Annotated in this window: 19 protein-coding genes; all 19 read left to right on the forward strand. The window is 36.3% G+C overall.

Annotated features, from left to right (window positions below; genetic code table 11):
- Nucleotides 1–2: 2 nt before the first annotated feature.
- The 19 genes from prmA (at nt 3) to rpoD (ending at nt 18,105) form a co-directional block, all read left to right on the forward strand.
- Complete coding sequence (gene prmA / locus ABH961_RS10860; protein WP_048541517.1) at nt 3–941, forward strand: 50S ribosomal protein L11 methyltransferase; 939 nt, start codon at nt 3–5, stop codon at nt 939–941.
- Nucleotides 942–1,087: 146 nt separating this feature from the next.
- Complete coding sequence (locus ABH961_RS10865) at nt 1,088–1,837, forward strand: 16S rRNA (uracil(1498)-N(3))-methyltransferase (RefSeq protein ID WP_098076739.1); 750 nt, start codon at nt 1,088–1,090, stop codon at nt 1,835–1,837.
- 6 nt (nt 1,838–1,843) lie between these two features.
- Nucleotides 1,844–3,196, forward strand: a complete 1,353-nt coding sequence (mtaB, locus tag ABH961_RS10870) for a tRNA (N(6)-L-threonylcarbamoyladenosine(37)-C(2))-methylthiotransferase MtaB (protein WP_000108688.1) — start codon at nt 1,844–1,846, stop codon at nt 3,194–3,196.
- Nucleotides 3,197–3,662: 466 nt separating this feature from the next.
- Nucleotides 3,663–3,836: a 30S ribosomal protein S21 gene (gene rpsU, locus ABH961_RS10875; RefSeq protein WP_000048061.1), complete on the forward strand. Its 174-nt coding sequence runs from the start codon at nt 3,663–3,665 to the stop codon at nt 3,834–3,836.
- Nucleotides 3,837–3,851: 15 nt separating this feature from the next.
- Nucleotides 3,852–4,295: a GatB/YqeY domain-containing protein gene (locus ABH961_RS10880; RefSeq protein ID WP_000054579.1), complete on the forward strand. Its 444-nt coding sequence runs from the start codon at nt 3,852–3,854 to the stop codon at nt 4,293–4,295.
- A 108-nt stretch (nt 4,296–4,403) separates the two neighbouring features.
- Nucleotides 4,404–4,697 carry a sporulation protein YqfC gene (gene yqfC / locus ABH961_RS10885; RefSeq protein ID WP_000732264.1) on the forward strand — a complete coding sequence of 98 codons (294 nt, stop codon included), beginning with the start codon at nt 4,404–4,406 and terminating at the stop codon, nt 4,695–4,697.
- Nucleotides 4,698–4,875: 178 nt separating this feature from the next.
- Entirely contained in the window at nt 4,876–6,075 is a 1,200-nt protein-coding gene (yqfD, locus tag ABH961_RS10890; protein WP_048541519.1) for a sporulation protein YqfD, read from the forward strand.
- Between the two features lie 3 nt (nt 6,076–6,078).
- A complete protein-coding gene (locus ABH961_RS10895; protein ID WP_000840500.1) occupies nt 6,079–7,038 on the forward strand; it encodes a PhoH family protein in 960 nt (319 codons plus the stop codon).
- 193 nt (nt 7,039–7,231) lie between these two features.
- Entirely contained in the window at nt 7,232–9,376 is a 2,145-nt protein-coding gene (locus ABH961_RS10900) for an HD family phosphohydrolase (RefSeq protein WP_048541521.1), read from the forward strand.
- Nucleotides 9,373–9,843, forward strand: coding sequence for an rRNA maturation RNase YbeY (gene ybeY, locus ABH961_RS10905; protein WP_000054689.1), 471 nt, complete (start codon nt 9,373–9,375; stop codon nt 9,841–9,843). Before ABH961_RS10900 ends, ybeY begins: the two co-directional genes overlap by 4 nt.
- Nucleotides 9,840–10,193: a diacylglycerol kinase family protein gene (locus ABH961_RS10910; RefSeq protein WP_000715485.1), complete on the forward strand. Its 354-nt coding sequence runs from the start codon at nt 9,840–9,842 to the stop codon at nt 10,191–10,193. Before ybeY ends, ABH961_RS10910 begins: the two co-directional genes overlap by 4 nt.
- A 99-nt stretch (nt 10,194–10,292) precedes the next feature.
- Nucleotides 10,293–10,691 carry a cytidine deaminase gene (locus tag ABH961_RS10915; protein WP_048541523.1) on the forward strand — a complete coding sequence of 133 codons (399 nt, stop codon included), beginning with the start codon at nt 10,293–10,295 and terminating at the stop codon, nt 10,689–10,691.
- Complete coding sequence (gene era / locus ABH961_RS10920) at nt 10,684–11,589, forward strand: GTPase Era (RefSeq protein WP_001080239.1); 906 nt, start codon at nt 10,684–10,686, stop codon at nt 11,587–11,589. Before ABH961_RS10915 ends, era begins: the two co-directional genes overlap by 8 nt.
- 176 nt (nt 11,590–11,765) lie before the next feature.
- Nucleotides 11,766–11,909 carry a YqzL family protein gene (locus ABH961_RS10925; RefSeq protein ID WP_000883924.1) on the forward strand — a complete coding sequence of 48 codons (144 nt, stop codon included), beginning with the start codon at nt 11,766–11,768 and terminating at the stop codon, nt 11,907–11,909.
- A gap of 33 nt (nt 11,910–11,942) precedes the next feature.
- Entirely contained in the window at nt 11,943–12,689 is a 747-nt protein-coding gene (recO, locus tag ABH961_RS10930) for a DNA repair protein RecO (protein WP_000487012.1), read from the forward strand.
- Between the two features lie 107 nt (nt 12,690–12,796).
- The gene (gene ccpN / locus ABH961_RS10935) at nt 12,797–13,429 is read left to right on the forward strand and encodes a transcriptional regulator CcpN (protein ID WP_000583754.1); all 633 of its coding nucleotides are present in this window, start codon (nt 12,797–12,799) and stop codon (nt 13,427–13,429) included.
- A 29-nt stretch (nt 13,430–13,458) separates the two neighbouring features.
- The gene (locus ABH961_RS10940; protein WP_000368941.1) at nt 13,459–14,271 is read left to right on the forward strand and encodes a pyruvate, water dikinase regulatory protein; all 813 of its coding nucleotides are present in this window, start codon (nt 13,459–13,461) and stop codon (nt 14,269–14,271) included.
- An 850-nt stretch (nt 14,272–15,121) separates the two neighbouring features.
- Nucleotides 15,122–16,918, forward strand: coding sequence for a DNA primase (gene dnaG, locus ABH961_RS10945; RefSeq protein ID WP_048541525.1), 1,797 nt, complete (start codon nt 15,122–15,124; stop codon nt 16,916–16,918).
- Between the two features lie 59 nt (nt 16,919–16,977).
- The gene (rpoD, locus tag ABH961_RS10950) at nt 16,978–18,105 is read left to right on the forward strand and encodes an RNA polymerase sigma factor RpoD (RefSeq protein ID WP_000764061.1); all 1,128 of its coding nucleotides are present in this window, start codon (nt 16,978–16,980) and stop codon (nt 18,103–18,105) included.
- Nucleotides 18,106–18,322: the final 217 nt, after the last annotated feature.

Genomic DNA, 18,322 nt, shown 5'->3' on the forward strand with positions numbered 1-18,322 from the left:
TTGTGAAATGGTCAGAAGTTAGTATTCATACAACAGAAGAAGCAGTAGAAGCTGTCTCTCATATTTTACATGAAGCTGGTGCTAGTGGAGTTGCGATTGAGGATCCAGCGGAGTTGACGAAAGAGCGCGAGCAACAATATGGTGAAATTTATGCATTGAACCCAGATGAATATCCGGCGGAAGGTGTATTAATAAAAGCATATTTCCCACAAACGGATTCTTTACAGGAAACGATTGCGGGTGTAAAATCATCTATTGATATGCTTCCATCTTACGACATCGAAATTGGTACTGGAAATATTACCGTTAACGAAGTCAATGAAGAAGATTGGGCTACTGCTTGGAAAAAATATTACCATCCAGTACGAATTTCTGATACATTCACAATTGTGCCGACGTGGGAAGAATATACACCAGCTTCTCCGGAAGAAAAAATTATTGAATTAGATCCAGGTATGGCGTTTGGGACAGGAACTCACCCGACAACAACGATGTGTATTCGTGCTTTAGAAAAAACAGTTCAGCCAGGTGATACTGTCATTGATGTAGGAACAGGTTCTGGTGTACTTAGTATTGCAGCGGCAAAATTAGGTGCGTCTTCTGTTCAAGCGTATGATTTAGATCCGGTTGCAGTGGAAAGTGCAGAAATGAATGTACGTTTAAATAAAACAGATGATATCGTGTCTGTTGGGCAAAATAGTCTTTTAGAAGGTATTGAAGGTCCTGTTGATTTAATCGTAGCTAACTTATTAGCAGAAATTATTCTTTTATTCCCTGAGGATGCAGCAAGAGTTGTGAAGTCGGGCGGATTATTTATTACATCGGGCATTATTGCAGCGAAGGAAAAGATAATTTCTGAAGCGCTAGAAAAAGCTGGATTTACAATTGAAGAAGTATTACGAATGGAAGATTGGGTAGCAATTATTGCACGAAATGCGTAATATAGATTTTAGTTTATAATGAAAAGGGGGAGTCTCTCACTATAAGGTGAGGGACTTGCCGTTTGTTATATGAAAAAATGATAACGTTTCGTTCTTTTCGTAAGTGTTGACTTACGAAAGGAACGAAACTCTACTAAGGTGATTATATGCAACGTTATTTTGTAGAAGAGAAATATGTAAATGAGACAAGTATTCGCATTGTAGGTGATGACGTACATCATATTGCAAGAGTGATGCGTATGTCAGCTGGCGATCACATTTATTGCTGTGTAAACGGAAAAACAGCAGTATGTTCAATTGATGAAATTACCAGTGAATTTATTAATACGGCTATTGTAGAATGGGTAGAGGCGTCAAGTGAACTTCCTGTTTTCGTGACGATTGCAAGTGGACTGCCAAAAGGAGACAAGCTAGAGTTAATTTTCCAAAAAGGAACTGAGCTTGGGGCGGCCGCATTTTTACCATTTCAAGCATCTCGCTCTATTGTAAAATGGGATGCGAAAAAAGCTGATAAAAAAGTTGAGCGTTTAAGAAAAATTGTGAAAGAAGCTGCGGAACAATCGCATAGAAGCGAAATTCCAGAAGTGCATGCTCCGGCATCATTTAAGCAATTGCTTTCAATGAGTAATGAGTATGATGTATGTCTTGTTGCGTACGAAGAGGAAGCAAAACAAGGTGAGAAATCCAATTTTTCTAAAGCTTTAACGACGATGAAACCAGGCCAAAAACTATTGATTGTATTTGGACCAGAAGGTGGTTTAGCGGAGGAAGAGATTACTACGCTTCGTGAACATAAATTTGTACCATGTAGTTTAGGACCAAGAATTTTAAGAACAGAAACGGCGCCGTTATATGCGTTAAGTGCTGCTTCGTATCATTTTGAATTGATGGGGTGATGATCAATGTCAACTGTTGCGTTCCATACGTTAGGTTGTAAAGTAAACCACTATGAAACAGAGGCCATTTGGCAATTGTTTAAACAAGGTGGATATGAAAGAACTGAATATGAAAAGAAAGCTGATGTATATGTTATTAATACGTGTACAGTAACGAATACGGGGGATAAGAAAAGCCGTCAAGTTATTAGACGTGCTGTTCGTCAAAATCCGGATGCGGTTATTTGTGTAACGGGATGTTATGCACAAACATCTCCAGCGGAAATTATGGCGATTCCAGGTGTAGATATTGTAGTTGGTACACAGGATCGTGAAAAGATGTTAGGATACATTGAAGAATTCCGCAAAGAGCGTCAACCAATTAATGCGGTCCGCAACATTATGAAAACACGTGTATACGAAGAACTGGATGTACCTTATTTCACGGATCGTACACGTGCATCTTTAAAAATACAAGAAGGTTGTAATAATTTCTGTACATTCTGTATTATTCCTTGGGCACGTGGTTTAATGCGTTCTCGTGATGGAAAAGAAGTTATTAAACAAGCACAGCAATTAGTAGATGCAGGTTATAAAGAAATCGTATTAACAGGTATTCATACAGGTGGGTACGGTGAAGATATTAAAGATTATAACTTAGCTGGATTACTTCGTGATATGGAAGCGGAAGTAGGCGGATTAAAACGTCTTCGTATTTCTTCTATTGAAGCGAGTCAGATTTCAGATGAAGTAATTGAAGTGTTAGATAAGTCTGAAGTTGTTGTACGTCACTTGCACATTCCATTGCAATCTGGATCTAATACTGTATTAAAGCGTATGCGTCGTAAGTATACGATGGAATTTTTCCAAGAGCGTTTAGATCGATTGAAAGAAGCGTTACCAGGCCTTGCGATTACATCGGATGTAATTGTTGGTTTCCCAGGTGAAACAGAAGAAGAATTCATGGAAACATACAATTTCATTAAAGAGAATCGCTTCTCTGAGTTACACGTATTCCCGTACTCAAAGCGTACAGGAACACCTGCAGCGCGTATGGAAGATCAAGTTCCTGAAGATGTGAAGAATGATCGTGTTCATCGTTTAATTGAACTATCTAACCAATTAGCGAAAGAGTATGCGTCACAGTTTGAAGGGGAAGTGCTTGAAATCATTCCGGAAGAGCAATTTAAAGAGGGCGACCGTAAAGGGTTATATGTAGGCTATACGGATAACTACTTAAAAATTGTATTTGAAGGATCAGAAGAGTTAATTGGTAAGCTAGTGAAAGTGAAAATTACGAAAGCTGGTTATCCATATAACGAAGCGCAATTTGTTCGTGTTCTTGAAGATGATGTAAAAAAAGAATCAGCAAGCGCATAAAACGAAACTTTAATCAGTGGGGTTTTTGTTCCTCCCCACTAATTATCAGCCGGATTCCTACCTAAGTTCTTTGCTTGTGCTGAATTTTGAGGTGGGGGGTCTTACTGCCCGGCAAATAGCGGGATAAAAAAAGCATGCAAACGGAAACGATTTGCATGCTTTCTTTTTTTTCGTGGAGAAGTTAAGTACTGAAAAAGGCAGGTACGTCGAATGAGTAGTTGTTTCGTACATTCCTGCATTAAAAAAGATGTAATGATAAAAATATAGTTGTCTTCAGGGAAAAGGATAATAGCTATCTACGTAGCTTTTGAACAGGAAAGGGCATCTATTCTTCTTTTATTCTGCCAAATAGTTGACCTGAAGTGATAAAATGTATTATAATCGTAAAAGACATGCTGAAGAAGGGTTTCTTTTTGCATGCTGAAATTAGTATGTAAGTGTGATGTTTCGGAGGGAGGGAAAGAGAATGTCAAAAACAGTCGTTCGTAAAAACGAGTCTTTGGAGGATGCACTTCGCCGTTTTAAAAGATCGGTTTCTAAAACTGGTACACTTGCTGAAGCAAGAAAGCGCGAGTTTTATGAAAAACCAAGTGTAAAACGTAAGAAGAAATCTGAAGCGGCAAGAAAGCGTAAATTCTAAGAGAGGGTGTAAGTGATGAGTCTTCTCGGTCGTTTAAACGATGATATGAAACAAGCGATGAAGAATAAACAAAAAGAAAAATTAACCGTTATTCGTATGGTTAAGGCTGCTTTACAAAATGAAGGTATTAAACTGCAACATACTCTTACTGAAGAAGAGGAATTAACAGTTTTAGCTCGTGAAGTAAAACAGTATAAGGACTCCCTCCTTGAATTTAAAAAAGCTGGTCGTGAAGACCTTGTTAATAAACTGCAAAGTGAAATTCAGATTTTAAGCGCATATTTGCCGGAGCAATTAACAGAAGAAGAACTAGCGAATGTAATTAAGCAAGTTATTTCTGAAGTTGGTGCAACTTCTAAAGCAGATATGGGTAAGGTGATGACTGCTGTTATGCCGAAAGTAAAAGGTAAAACAGACGGATCACTTGTGAATAAGTTGGTTATCCAGCTATTAGCATAAAAAAACGTCTCATTTCGTATGAGACGTTTTTTTATGCTTTTTTTCAGTTTGGACGTGATATTACAAGCTCTTTTTTCATACATATGGGATGAGAGGGGGTCTTTTGAGATGAAAAAATTAGAACAAATGAAGAATTGGTTAACAAAGCAAATAGACCTGCCAGTGGATGTGCTAATGGATCTACCTCGGATCACGCTTGTTGGGCAAGTGCATATCTATATAGAAAATCATCGGGGTTTATTAGTGTTTTCAGATAAAGAAGTAAGATTGTTATTAAAGCACGGTCAATTATTAATTAAAGGGCAATCCTTTATTATTAAAACAATCCTTCCAGAAGAACTTTTGCTTGAAGGAATAATTGAGCAAGTGACGTTTTTAGAAAACGAAAAAAAAGAGGAGTGAGGGAAACTTCCATATGTGAAGTTTTTCTTCGTTATTTTCGTGATTTAACCTTACTATTCAGTTTATCTCGCTATTTATGGGTGGTAGAACTCTTTATTTTATTTTCGTACGAGCTATTTTGCTAATTAAAGTGAAAAAAGTAGTGTGTATACTTTTGGAAAGGTAGTGGAGATAGTAGATGAAAAATAAATGGTTTATAAAATGGCTTGGATATGTAAAAGTACGAATTGAAGGTAGAGGAGCGGAACGGTTCGTTAACGAATGTGTACGTAGAAAATTATTAGTTTGGGATGTTAAGAAGATTGCTGATGAAACGTTAGTTTTTTGTATGTTATTACGAGATGTGAAGAAAATAAAACCAATTTATAGAAAAAATGAATGTAAACTATATTTTATTGGGCGTTACGGTTTTCCCTTTTTGAATAAGCGTTTAATTAAAAATAGTGGATTCTTAATTGGTTTTTTAATTTTCTTTTTTGGCATGATTGCATTATCCAATATGGTTTGGAAAATTGAAATTACAGGGGCGAAACCTGAAACAGAATATATATTGATGAAAGAATTGGACAAAATGGGTATTAAAAAAGGGAAATTACAATTCCAAATGCCTAATGTAGAAGATGTACAACGTCATTTGACAGACAATATTAATGCGATTACTTGGGCGGGACTAGAAATAAGAGGAACGACGTATCATTTTAAAATTGTTGAAAAAAACGAGCCGAAAAAAGAAAAGGAACAAAGGCCGCAAAATTTAGTAGCAAAAAAAGAAGCGATTGTGACAAAAACATTTGTTGAAGTAGGAAAACCAGTCGTCTTGAAAAATGACCATGTCGAAAAAGGGCAGCTTCTCGTATCAGGGGTATACGGTAATGAGGAGAGTCCGACGATTGTTTCGGCGAAAGGTATTGTATATGGAGAAACGTGGTATACATCTGAGGTGAATGTACCACTGAAGACGCAATTTCAAGTATATACTGGCAATGCATATAATGAGCATTACCTTACATTTGGGAGTGCGAAAATAAAAATATGGGGATTTCAACATGATAAGTATAAACGCTCTCGTACTGAAAGTGTAAAACACGATGTGAAACTATTTGGTTTTACACTGCCGATCGCGTATGAAAAAGATATTGTACGAGAAGAGGAAGAAGCGAATCGGGAATATACTGAAAAACAGGCAATGAAAGTAGCGAAAGAGATGGCTGAAAAAGAACTAAAGAAAAAATTGGATGAACATGCTATGATTGTAAGTGATAAGATTTTGAGTAAAGAGGTTGAGGCGGATCAACTAAAAGTCACATTGCATTATACTGTGATCGAAAATATTGCAGAGCCACAACCAATATCCGAATCCGATATTCAAGGAGACTGAGTAATGGCAGAACAATTAGTAGAAATGAACCAACAATTGGAAAATGCTAACGAAGCAATCGCTCTTTTTGGAGTCAATGATGCTCATTTGAAAGTAATTGAACGGGAATTGAATGTATCGATTGTAACTAGAGGTGAAACTGTTCATGCATCTGGAGCAGTTGAAACTGTGACACTCGTAGAAAAAATCTTACAGCAATTACTTGTTGTTATTCGAAAAGGTATATCAATTACAGAAAGAGATGTTGCGTATGCAATTCAGCTCGCACAACAAGGGAAAATTGCTCAATTTGAAGAGTTATATGAAGAAGAAATCTTTAAAACGGCAAAAGGTAAATCCATTCGTGTAAAAACAATGGGGCAAAGAAGATATATTCATGCAATGAAGAAGAATGATATTGTATTTGGAATGGGACCTGCTGGGACTGGGAAAACATACTTAGCTGTAGTAATGGCTGTGAGAGCTTTAAAGCAAGGGTATGTAAAGAAAATCATTTTAACGAGACCGGCTGTAGAAGCTGGAGAAAGTTTAGGTTTTTTACCAGGAGATTTGAAAGAGAAGGTAGATCCGTATTTACGTCCATTGTATGATGCTTTGCACGATATTCTTGGACAAGAATATACGCAACGTATGATGGAGCGAGGGGTAATTGAAATTGCACCTCTTGCTTATATGAGAGGGCGTACGCTCGATGATTCATTTGTTATTTTAGATGAAGCGCAAAATACAACGGGTGCACAAATAAAAATGTTTTTAACTAGATTAGGTTTTAGTTCTAAAATGGTTATTACGGGGGACCCTTCACAAGTAGACTTACCAAAAGGGGTAAAATCAGGGCTTTCGCTAGCTTCTAACATTTTATCTGGTGTATCAGGTCTTTCATTCATTACATTAGAACAAACGGACGTTGTGAGGCATCCGCTGGTGCAACGTATTATTGAGGCATATGATAAAATGGAATGATCCTATTTGTCAGGATCATTTCTTTTTGTATTAAGGTTGGCGAACGGCATATTTTTTACTATCATAAAAGATAAGAGAAATAAACTATAGGTGCTGGTGTATCAAAATGTTACTTAAAAGTATTGTTGGCTAGAAGAAATGAAAGCTATAAATAGTTTCACTTTATTTCTGGAGAGGAGAAGGTATTGAAATCATGTTAAGATCTGAAGAAATTTCTAAGTGGTTTCGTAATTTACAACATTCGAAAAAACTAAGTTGGATTTCTTACGTTTTATTAGGAGCAGTGCTGTTTTTTGCACTTATGAATAATGTAAAACCAGAGCAATTAGATGTTGATATGTATTCTATTGCAAAAAAAACAATTCATTCTCCTATTAAAATTGAAGATAAGGTTATAACGGACAGAAAAAAACAAGAGGCCGCTCAAAAAGTTGGAGATCAATATACATATAGAAGTGAATATAAACAAAATAGAGTAGATATTGTAAATGATGTTTTTGCTAAGGTAAATGAAGCAATTCAAGAGATGAAAGCTGCTGGACCTGAAGAGCAAAAAAAGATGACCGATGCAAATAAATTAGAAAAATTGAAGAAGAAGTTGCCATCTAATTTAACAAAGGAATTATCTGATGAGAATTTATTATATTTTATTAATGCAGAACCGGATCAATTAGAATTAGCAAAGAACGCGGCTCTAACGTCTATTAGTGTTATTATGGGTGGAAATATTAAAATGTCCGAAGAAATAGCAGCAAAAGAGCGATTTGTTAATGAAATGAAAAGCCTCAATGTGAATAGTGGATTGAAGGAAGCTGTGAACGCGCTAGGATCATATGCGATTACAGCAAATTATTTTTATGATCCGGCTGTAACGAAAGAGAAGAAGAAAGCGGAAGAAGATTTAATTCCACCTGTTTATATTCTTCAAGGACAAGTTATTGTTAGAGAAGGTGAAACAATTTCAAGTGATATGTATAATCAGTTGAAATTAGTCGGTTTATTAGAGAAAGGTAATAGTTTTCAGCCTTATGTTGGATTAGCAGTGCTCATTGGTGTGTTACTGTACTTTATGCATAAGCAGTTTGAAGTATTTTTACAGCGTAAAAGAGAAGATAGACCGTATATTTTAGCGTATATTACAATTTTATCTATCACGATTGTTTTGATGAAAACGATTAGTTTGTTTCAAAAGCTTGAATATGCAGGAATTGCGTATGTTGTCCCGGTTGCGATGGGAACAATACTTGTAAAACTAATGATTGGCGACCGATTTGTATTTTTAACAAGTATGATTTTTTCTGTGTGCGGAAGTATTATGTTTAATGAAGGGGTAACAAGTACACTGAATTATAGTGTAGGTATTTATGTGTTGTTAAGTTCATTATCAGTAAGTATTTTCTTAAGAGAAAAAAATCGTCGTACGATGATTTTGCAAGCTGGTATACTCGTTTCTATCTTAAATGTGGTCGTCTTAGCGGCGTTATTATTATTACGTAATGGGAATTTTTCACCTCTTGAAATTGGAACGCAATTATTGATGGCTTCCGTTTCAGGAATTATCTCATCCGTTTTGGCTATGGGGATATTACCGTATTTAGAGAGTGGACTTGGAATTGTATCAAGCATGAAGCTTATGGAACTATCAAGTCCGAATCATCCGCTTTTACGTAGAATTTTGTTAGAAGCGCCAGGAACGTATCACCACAGTGTAATGGTAGCGAATCTTTCTGAGGCAGCGTGTGAAGCGGTTGGAGCAAATGGTGTATTAGCACGTGTAGGGGCGTATTATCATGATGTAGGAAAAACAGTACAACCGCAATTTTTTATTGAAAACCAGATGGGAATTGAAAATCCACATGATAAATTAGATCCTGTGACGAGTAAAGATATTATCATTGCTCATGTAACAGATGGAGTCAGAATGCTCGAAGAATACCATATTCCGCAAGAAATTATCGATATTGCTGGACAACACCATGGTACAACATTACTTAAATATTTTTATTATAAGGCGATTAAAGAAGATAAAGAAAAATATACAGAAGAGATGTTTCGCTATCCGGGATCAAAAGCAACTTCTAAAGAGTCGGCAATTGTTGGTATTGCTGATAGTGTTGAGGCAGCGGTACGTTCTATGAATCACCCAACGCCAGATCAAATTAATAATTTAGTACAAAGTATTATTAAAGATCGCCTGCAAGATGGGCAATTTAGTGAATGTGATTTGACGTTTAAGGAACTACAAATCGTTGGAAAAACGTTATGTGAAACGTTAAATGGTATTTTCCATTCGCGTATTACATATCCGGAACCACCGGAAGAGAAGGAGAAAGAATGAGTTTATTAATTGATTTCATTGATGAAACAGAAGAAGTGAAAGAAGAATATGTGAATTTAATTCGTGAGATATTAGAAAAAGCAGCTCAAATGGAAAAAATAGAGGATGGTGCGGAGTTATCAGTGACATTTGTAGATAACGAACGCATTCGCGAGATTAATCGTGATTACCGAGATAAGGATCAGCCTACTGATGTCATTTCCTTTGCTATGGAAGAAATGGGAGAAGGAGAAATGGAAATTGTAGGTGCAGAGATGCCTCGTATGTTAGGTGACCTTATTATTTCTATTCCGAGAGCGAAAGAACAAGCTGAAGAGTATGGACATTCTTTTGATCGTGAACTTGGCTTTTTAGCGTTACATGGCTTTTTACATTTACTTGGTTATGACCACATGACAGAAGAGGATGAAAAAGAAATGTTTGGAAGACAAAAAGAAATTTTAGAGGCATTTGGATTAGGTCGATGAAAAAAGGAAAACTTATAAATAGTTTTGGATATGCTATAGCAGGTATATTCTTTTGTCTTCGTCATGAACGAAATATGAAAATTCATTATGTAGCCGCAGTCATTGTTATATGCTGCGGCTTTTATTTCCATATTACGAAAGTAGAGTGGATGGTATTACTTATTGTAATAGGAATTGTAATGAGTTTAGAGATGGTAAATACGGCTGTGGAAAAAACAGTAGATTTAGCGACTACCGATATACATCCGTTTGCGAAAATTGCAAAGGATGTCGCAGCCGGATCGGTTTTATTGTTTGCGATAATAGCCGTTATAATTGGTGCTATTATCTTTTTGCCGTATGTGGTATAGTTGCATTCCAAAGCTTTTATGAAGCTTTGAAAGTGCCGTAAAGGCCTTTAATGAGAGAGTGTATCTATTCACAGCTGTGGACAGGAAGGATGCGGGAATATGAATAGTAAACAATTAATTCAAGAAGCAATCGAAGCGCGTAAACAAGCGTACGTACCATATTCTAAATTTCAAGTAGGTGCAGCATTATTAACACAGGATGGAAAAGTATATCGTGGATGTAATGTTGAGAATGCATCATATGGCTTATGTAACTGTGCAGAAAGAACAGCTTTATTTAAGGCGGTTTCTGAAGGAGATAAAGAGTTTTTAGCTATCGCGATTGTGGCGGATACAAAGCGTCCAGTACCTCCTTGTGGAGCATGTCGACAAGTTATGGTAGAATTATGTAAACAGGATACGAAAGTATACCTATCAAATTTACATGGTGACGTTCAAGAGACGACAGTCGGAGAATTGTTACCAGGAGCATTTTTAGCGGAGGATTTACATGAATAGAAAAGGTTATAAATCAGGTTTTGTCTCTATTATTGGCAGACCGAATGTTGGGAAATCTACATTTTTAAATCGTATTATCGGCCAGAAAATTGCCATTATGAGTGATAAGCCACAAACAACTCGTAATAAAATTCAAGGCGTATATACAGAAAATGATTCACAAGTAATTTTCATTGATACACCAGGAATACATAAACCTAAACATAAATTAGGCGACTTCATGGTGAAGATGGCTCAAACGACATTAAAAGAAGTTGATATTGTTCTGTTTATGGTCAATGCAGTTGAAGGATTTGGTCGCGGTGAGGAATTCATTATTGAGAAATTAAAAGAAACGAAACAACCAGTATTTTTAGTAATTAATAAAATTGACCAACTTCATCCAGAGCAATTATTAGAGTTAATTGATCAATACCGTAAACTATATGAGTTTGCAGAGATTGTACCAATTTCTGCATTAGACGGCAATAATGTGGATGCTTTAATTGGAACAATTAAAAAGTATTTACCAGAAGGACCGCAATACTATCCAGATAATCAAGTAACGGATCATCCAGAGCGATTTATTATTTCAGAGCTTATTCGTGAAAAAGTATTACATTTAACACGTGAAGAAGTGCCGCACTCTGTAGCGGTTGTTATTGATGCAATTCAAAAACGTGAGGGCGGAGCGGTTTATATAAACGCAACGATTGTTGTTGAACGTGCATCACAAAAAGGAATTATTATAGGTAAGCAAGGAAAGATGTTAAAAGAAGTCGGTAAGCGAGCTCGTTTTGACATTGAAGCATTACTTGGTTCTAAAGTATTTTTAGAAGTATGGGTAAAAGTGCAAAAAGATTGGCGTAATAAAATGTCTCAGCTTCGTGACCTTGGTTTCCGCGAAGACGAGTACTAAAATAGAGTAAAGCTGTAATCAGCGGATGTTTTGTTCATCCGCTGATTATTGGTTTTTATGAGTTTTGATAAATTAGGAAAAATTTTTCTCACATGAAAATGGACAAAATGGGTCAATTTAATAACAACAAAGGAAATTGGTTTATAGGCTACGCTTATTGAGAAAGGTGGATTCTTATGCTAGATTTTACCTGGAAGTTTTTCTCCAAAACAGGAAGCATTGAAACGTACTTGCTTTTGAAAGAAATGGAAAAAGACGTAAACGATGAGATGGATCAACATGAAGAGGAGCTAGCGCATCTAGACTCTCCAATTTCTTGACCCGTTTTGTTCAAACCTTGGATGGTGACGAACATGTTTCAAAAAGTTGAGGGCATCGTTATCCGTACGACAGATTACGGAGAAACGAACAAGATTGTTACAATATTCTCAAGAGAATTGGGTAAGGTAAGTGCAATGGCAAGAGGAGCGAAAAAACCGAAAAGCCGGTTAGCATCTGTTTCGCAACTTATGACCCATGGTAATTTTCTTATTCAAATGGGATCTGGACTTGGAACTTTGCAACAAGGCGAGATTATTTCAACTATGAAAGAAATTCGCGAGGATATATTTTTAACTGCTTATGCATCATTTATTGTTGAGTTAACTGATAAAGCAACAGAAGATAAAAAACATAATCCATATTTATTTGAAATGTTATATCAAACGTTGCATTATATGTGTGAGGGTGTTGATTCAGAAGTATTATCATTAATTTATCAAACGAAAATGCTTCCGGTATTAGGGATGCGCCCGTACTTTGATACATGTGCGATTTGTCATCAAGAAACAGATTTTGTCGCCTTCTCTGTCCGGGAAGGCGGTTTTCTGTGCTCGCGTCATGCTGAGCAAGACCAGTATCGTATACCAGTGGGGGAAGCTGTTCATAAATTATTACGTCTTTTCTACCACTTCGATTTACATAGACTTGGCAATGTATCGGTGAAGGATAGCACAAAAAAACAAATGCGTTTAGTATTGAATACATATTATGATGAATATTGCGGGATTTATTTAAAGTCAAGACGTTTCTTAGAACAACTTGATAAGTTTCAAATATAATTTGGGGCCGTATACGGTCCTTTTTACATCCTATCTTTTTCAAATAGCATATTTAGTATATAATATTTAAGAGATAGTATAACTTTTTTCGTTGTGCATTAAAGGTGGTGATTATCATAGAGCTGAATAAACGGCAAGAACATATCATTCAGATTGTAAAAGATCACGGTCCTATTACAGGGGAGTCAATTGCTGCGCAATTAGGATTAACACGTGCAACACTAAGACCAGACTTAGCAATTTTAACGATGGCTGGTTATTTAGAAGCGCGTCCACGCGTAGGTTATTTTTATACGGGTAAAACCGGGGGGCAGCTATTATCTGAGGCTGTTAAGAAAATTAAAGTACAAGATTATCAATCTAGACCAGCTGTAATTGATAAAAATGTATCAGTATACGATGCGATTTGTACAATGTTTTTAGAGGACGTAGGTACCTTATTTGTTGTAGATCAGGCGATTCTATTAGTTGGTGTTGTGTCTCGTAAAGATTTATTAAGAGCTAGCCTTGGAAAGCAGGATTTAACCTCTCTTCCGGTTAATATTATCATGACAAGGATGCCAAACATTACGATGTGTCGTAGAGAGGATTCTTTATATGATATTGCGATGGAATTAATAGAAAGACAGATTGATGCGATGCCGGTTGTGAAGGATACGAAGCAAGGTTTAGAAGTGATTGGACGAATTACAAAAACAAATATTACACGTGCGTTTGTAAACTTAGTAAATAACGAATAAGTGTAATTTGTTTAAAGTGAGGTAATATAATGGATAATAAAATCGTATATGTCGTATCTGACTCTGTTGGAGAAACGGCTGATTTGGTTGTTCGAGCAGCGATGGGGCAATTCCCATTTGCTCCTGATATTAGACGTGTACCGTATGTAGAAGATACAGGGACATTAAAAGAAGTGATTTCGATTGCTAAGAGCAATCAAGCGCTTATTTGTTTTACGTTAGTAAAGCCTGACATGCGTCAGTATTTAGTGACAGAGGCTGCGAAAGAAGGCGTAGAGGCATATGATATTATCGGGCCTCTTATCGATCAAATTGAAGAAATTACAGGGCAAGTACCAAGATATGAGCCGGGTGTTGTTCGTAGATTAGATGAAGAATACTTTAAAAAGATTGAAGCGATTGAGTTTGCTGTAAAGTATGATGATGGTAGAGACGCGCGTGGTATTTTAAAAGCAGATATCGTGTTGATTGGGATTTCGCGCACATCAAAAACACCACTTTCTCAATATTTAGCTCATAACAAACGTTTGAAAGTTGCTAATGTACCGCTCGTACCAGAAGTAGATCCGCCTGAAGAGTTATATCAAGTGGCTAAAGAAAAATGCTTCGGTTTGAAAATTACGCCAGAGAAGTTGAATCATATTCGAAAAGAGCGATTGAAATCACTTGGACTAAGTGATGGTGCAACATATGCCAATATTAATCGTATTAAAGAAGAAATTGATCACTTTGAGAATGTAGTTGGTAAAATAAATTGTCAAGTAATTGATGTGTCGAATAAAGCGATTGAAGAAACAGCCAACATTATTGTGAATGCAGTGCAAAACCAAAAATTGTTTTAGCACATTTACCAAAGGTGAATGTGCTTTTTTCGCTCGTGAGAAACACAATACCTGTTGATTTCGTAATAGATTATAGCGGAGTGGTTATACTTATATTCTTCTGTCTTTTTATTATGCTAAAGGCAGGGTTTCGTTATCCTGAAATAGAAGATGAAAAAATAAAGGGATATGTAGCGTAGTTGAAGAAAATATATTATAATAAAAAATTGTGATAAAAACCTATATTTTACGTTTAGACTTTAATTTTTCAGAATAAACTAGGGATAGGATTTACGAAAAGACATGTAATTACGTTAAATCGACAAAATCTATACAAGAAAACGCACATTATGGAAGGATTCGCAGAAGGGATGTAGAATACAGAAATATGCAAAACATCAATATCGTATTAGTTGATGCAGATGCATAGCCTGTGAATGCTGAAAATTGTGCAAGTTGGAACGAAAGTTCATGTCGAAATTTTGTTTGTCACATCGTATGCTCATCGTTTAAGGAAGTAGCAAGGGAAATTGGATCTATGTAGATACTGAATAAGCTACAGTTGATTTTTTATATGTATCAACATGAAAAAAACAGATCTCATGATCACATAGGATATGGTGCTTGCTAGTCTCCTTGTAAAAAAGTGTATATGTATTGTCTCCAGGAGGTACATTTGTAACAGGTGAGCAAATGGATACAATTTTATATAGTAGGTACGTATCTGCGAAATTACGCAGAAAAGGGCCTACAAAATCGTTTGATAACGTGATCGACAACACTTTCTAATAAGTTTAGAAAAAATATTGTCGAATTATAAAGGAATTTTTTAATTTTTATCGAATACAAAATACGACACGGAGATGGATTTATGGGGAACAGAATTCCCGAAGAAGTTGTTGAACAGATTCGGACGTCATCGGATATTGTAGAAGTGATTGGTGAATACGTTCAACTTAGAAAACAGGGGCGTAACTATTTTGGCCTTTGTCCATTTCATGGTGAGAATTCTCCTTCATTCTCTGTTTCATCTGATAAGCAAATTTTTCATTGCTTCGGATGTGGAGAAGGTGGAAATGTATTTTCCTTTCTAATGAAAATGGAAGGATTGGCTTTTACCGAAGCTGTTCAAAAGCTAGGTGAAAGAAATGGAATGGCGGTTGCAGAGTATACATCAGGGCAAGGACAACAAGAAGACATATCTGATGACACTGTCATCATGCAACAGGCTCATGAACTTTTGAAAAAGTATTATCATCATTTATTAGTAAATACAGAAGAAGGAAATGAAGCACTTTCGTATTTGTTAAAACGTGGTATTACGAAAGAGATGATTGAGAAGTTTGAAATTGGTTATGCGTCACCTGCTTGGGATGCAGCAACGAAAATTTTACAAAAAAGAGGTTTATCGCTGTCTAGTATGGAACAAGCTGGTCTTCTCATAAGAAGCGAGAAGGATGGTAGTCATTATGATCGCTTCCGTGGAAGAGTTATGTTTCCAATCTATACGTTACAAGGTAAAGTGATAGCGTTTAGTGGAAGGGCATTAGGAGATGACACTCCAAAATATTTAAATAGCCCTGAAACACCGATTTTTCATAAAAGTAAATTGTTGTATAACTTCCACCAAGCGAGGCCGTTTATTAGAAAACGTGGGCAAGTGGTCCTTTTTGAAGGGTATGCTGACGTAATGGCTGCGGTAAAAAGTGGTGTGGAAGAAGCTGTCGCGACAATGGGAACAGCTTTAACTGAAGAACAAGCAAAACTTCTGCGACGTAACGTTGAAACTGTTGTTCTTTGCTATGATGGTGATAAAGCAGGGCGAGAAGCGACGATGAAAGCAGGGCAATTATTGCTAAAAGTTGGTTGCCAAGTGAAAGTTACATCCTTGCCAGATAAGCTTGATCCTGATGAATATGTGCAACAATATGGGACAACTGCTTTTGAAAATCTTGTGAAATCAAGTATAAGTTTTGTTGGTTTTAAAATAAATTATTTGCGTTTAGGGAAAAATTTGCAAGATGAGTCTGGCAAAGAAGAATATGTGAAAAGTGTTTTAAAAGAGTTATCGTTGCTACAGGATGCGATGCAGGCAGAATCATATTTGAAGTCATTATCGCAAGAATTTTCGTATTCAATGGAAACTCTTTTGAATCAATTGCACCAATATCGCAAAGAACAAAAGGTACAGCAAAAACAAGTAAAGCAGGTTTCTAAGCCGTCTCAAATTGTTCAAACAAAACCGAAGTTAACAGGTTTTGAAAGGGCAGAAAGAGAAATTATTTATCATATGTTGCAAAGTCCAGAAGTGGCTGTTCGTATGGAATCCCACATAGAAGATTTTCATACAGAAGAACATAAAGGGATTTTATATGAACTATACGCATATTATGAAAAGGGAAATGAACCTTCAGTCGGAACATTTTTAAGTTGGCTCTCTGATGAAAAGTTGAAAAATATTATCACTGATATTTCGACGGATGAATTTATTAATCCAGAATACACAGAAGAAGTGTTACAAGGCCATTTGGAGACGCTCACCCGTCATCAAGAAAAACTTGAAAAGATGGAAATCATCTTTAAGGTAAAACAAATGGAAAAAACAGATCCTGTAGAGGCTGCTAAGTATTATGTAGCATATTTACAAAATCAAAAAGCGAGAAAATAGCTTTTTTGATAAATTTTTAGTATAATGAATGTTTGTATCTCGCGTAAGGAGGGGAACAGATGGCTGACAAACCAGCTCGTTCTAAACAAATTGAAACTGAAATGACCCTTGAGCAAGTGAAAGAACAACTCACTGAGCTCGGAAAAAAACGTGGCGTTCTTACATATGAAGAGATTGCAGAACGCATGAATGGATTTGAAATTGAATCCGATCAAATGGATGAATACTATGAATATTTAGGTGAACAAGGGATTGACTTAGTTGGTGATAATGATAACGACGAAGGTCCTAATAATCGCCAAATTACAAAAGCGGAAGAAGAATTTGACCTTAATGATTTAAGTGTACCACCTGGGGTTAAAATCAATGATCCCGTTCGTATGTATTTAAAAGAAATTGGTCGTGTAGATTTACTATCTGCAGAAGAAGAAATTCGACTTGCAACGCGTATTGAAGAAGGCGATGAAGAAGCGAAACGTCGTCTTGCAGAAGCAAACTTACGTCTTGTAGTAAGTATTGCAAAGCGCTACGTGGGCCGTGGTATGCTTTTCTTAGACTTAATCCAAGAAGGGAATATGGGTCTAATTAAAGCGGTTGAAAAGTTCGATTATCGTAAAGGTTTCAAATTTAGTACGTATGCAACTTGGTGGATTCGCCAAGCGATTACACGTGCGATTGCAGACCAAGCACGAACAATTCGTATCCCAGTTCATATGGTTGAAACGATTAATAAGTTAATTCGTGTACAACGTCAATTACTACAAGATTTAGGACGCGAACCATCTCCAGAAGAGATTGGTGAAGAAATGGATCTTGCTCCAGAAAAAGTACGCGAAATCTTAAAAATTGCACAGGAGCCAGTTTCTCTTGAAACACCGATCGGTGAAGAAGATGACTCCCATTTAGGTGATTTTATTGAAGACCAAGAAGCAACATCGCCTGCGGACCATGCAGCGTATGAATTGCTAAAAGAACAATTAGAAGATGTGTTAGATACACTAACAGATCGTGAAGAAAATGTTCTACGTCTTCGTTTTGGTTTAGATGATGGACGAACTCGTACGCTTGAAGAAGTTGGGAAAGTATTCGGCGTAACGAGAGAACGTATCCGTCAAATTGAAGCAAAAGCACTTCGTAAATTAAGACATCCAAGCCGTAGTAAGCGTCTTAAGGATTTCTTAGAATAGGCTACCTTTAAGTTTACTTCACCTTTGTGAAGTAAACTTTTTTATTTTGTTAACTTTTGTTAAACTTTAGCTATCAGCAACGATTACAATTTCTTGTAATTTATTTTACAGAATTGTCTTTTGATTTGCAAATGCTCATTTTTCGATTTTTCGATTAATTTTGTGTATTCTATACAAAAATATATGTAGAAAAGTGAAAAATATGATGAGAAACGTT

Source organism: Bacillus sp. RC251, from assembly GCF_044908765.1.
GTDB classification, from domain to species: Bacteria; Bacillota; Bacilli; order Bacillales; family Bacillaceae_G; genus Bacillus_A; species Bacillus_A wiedmannii.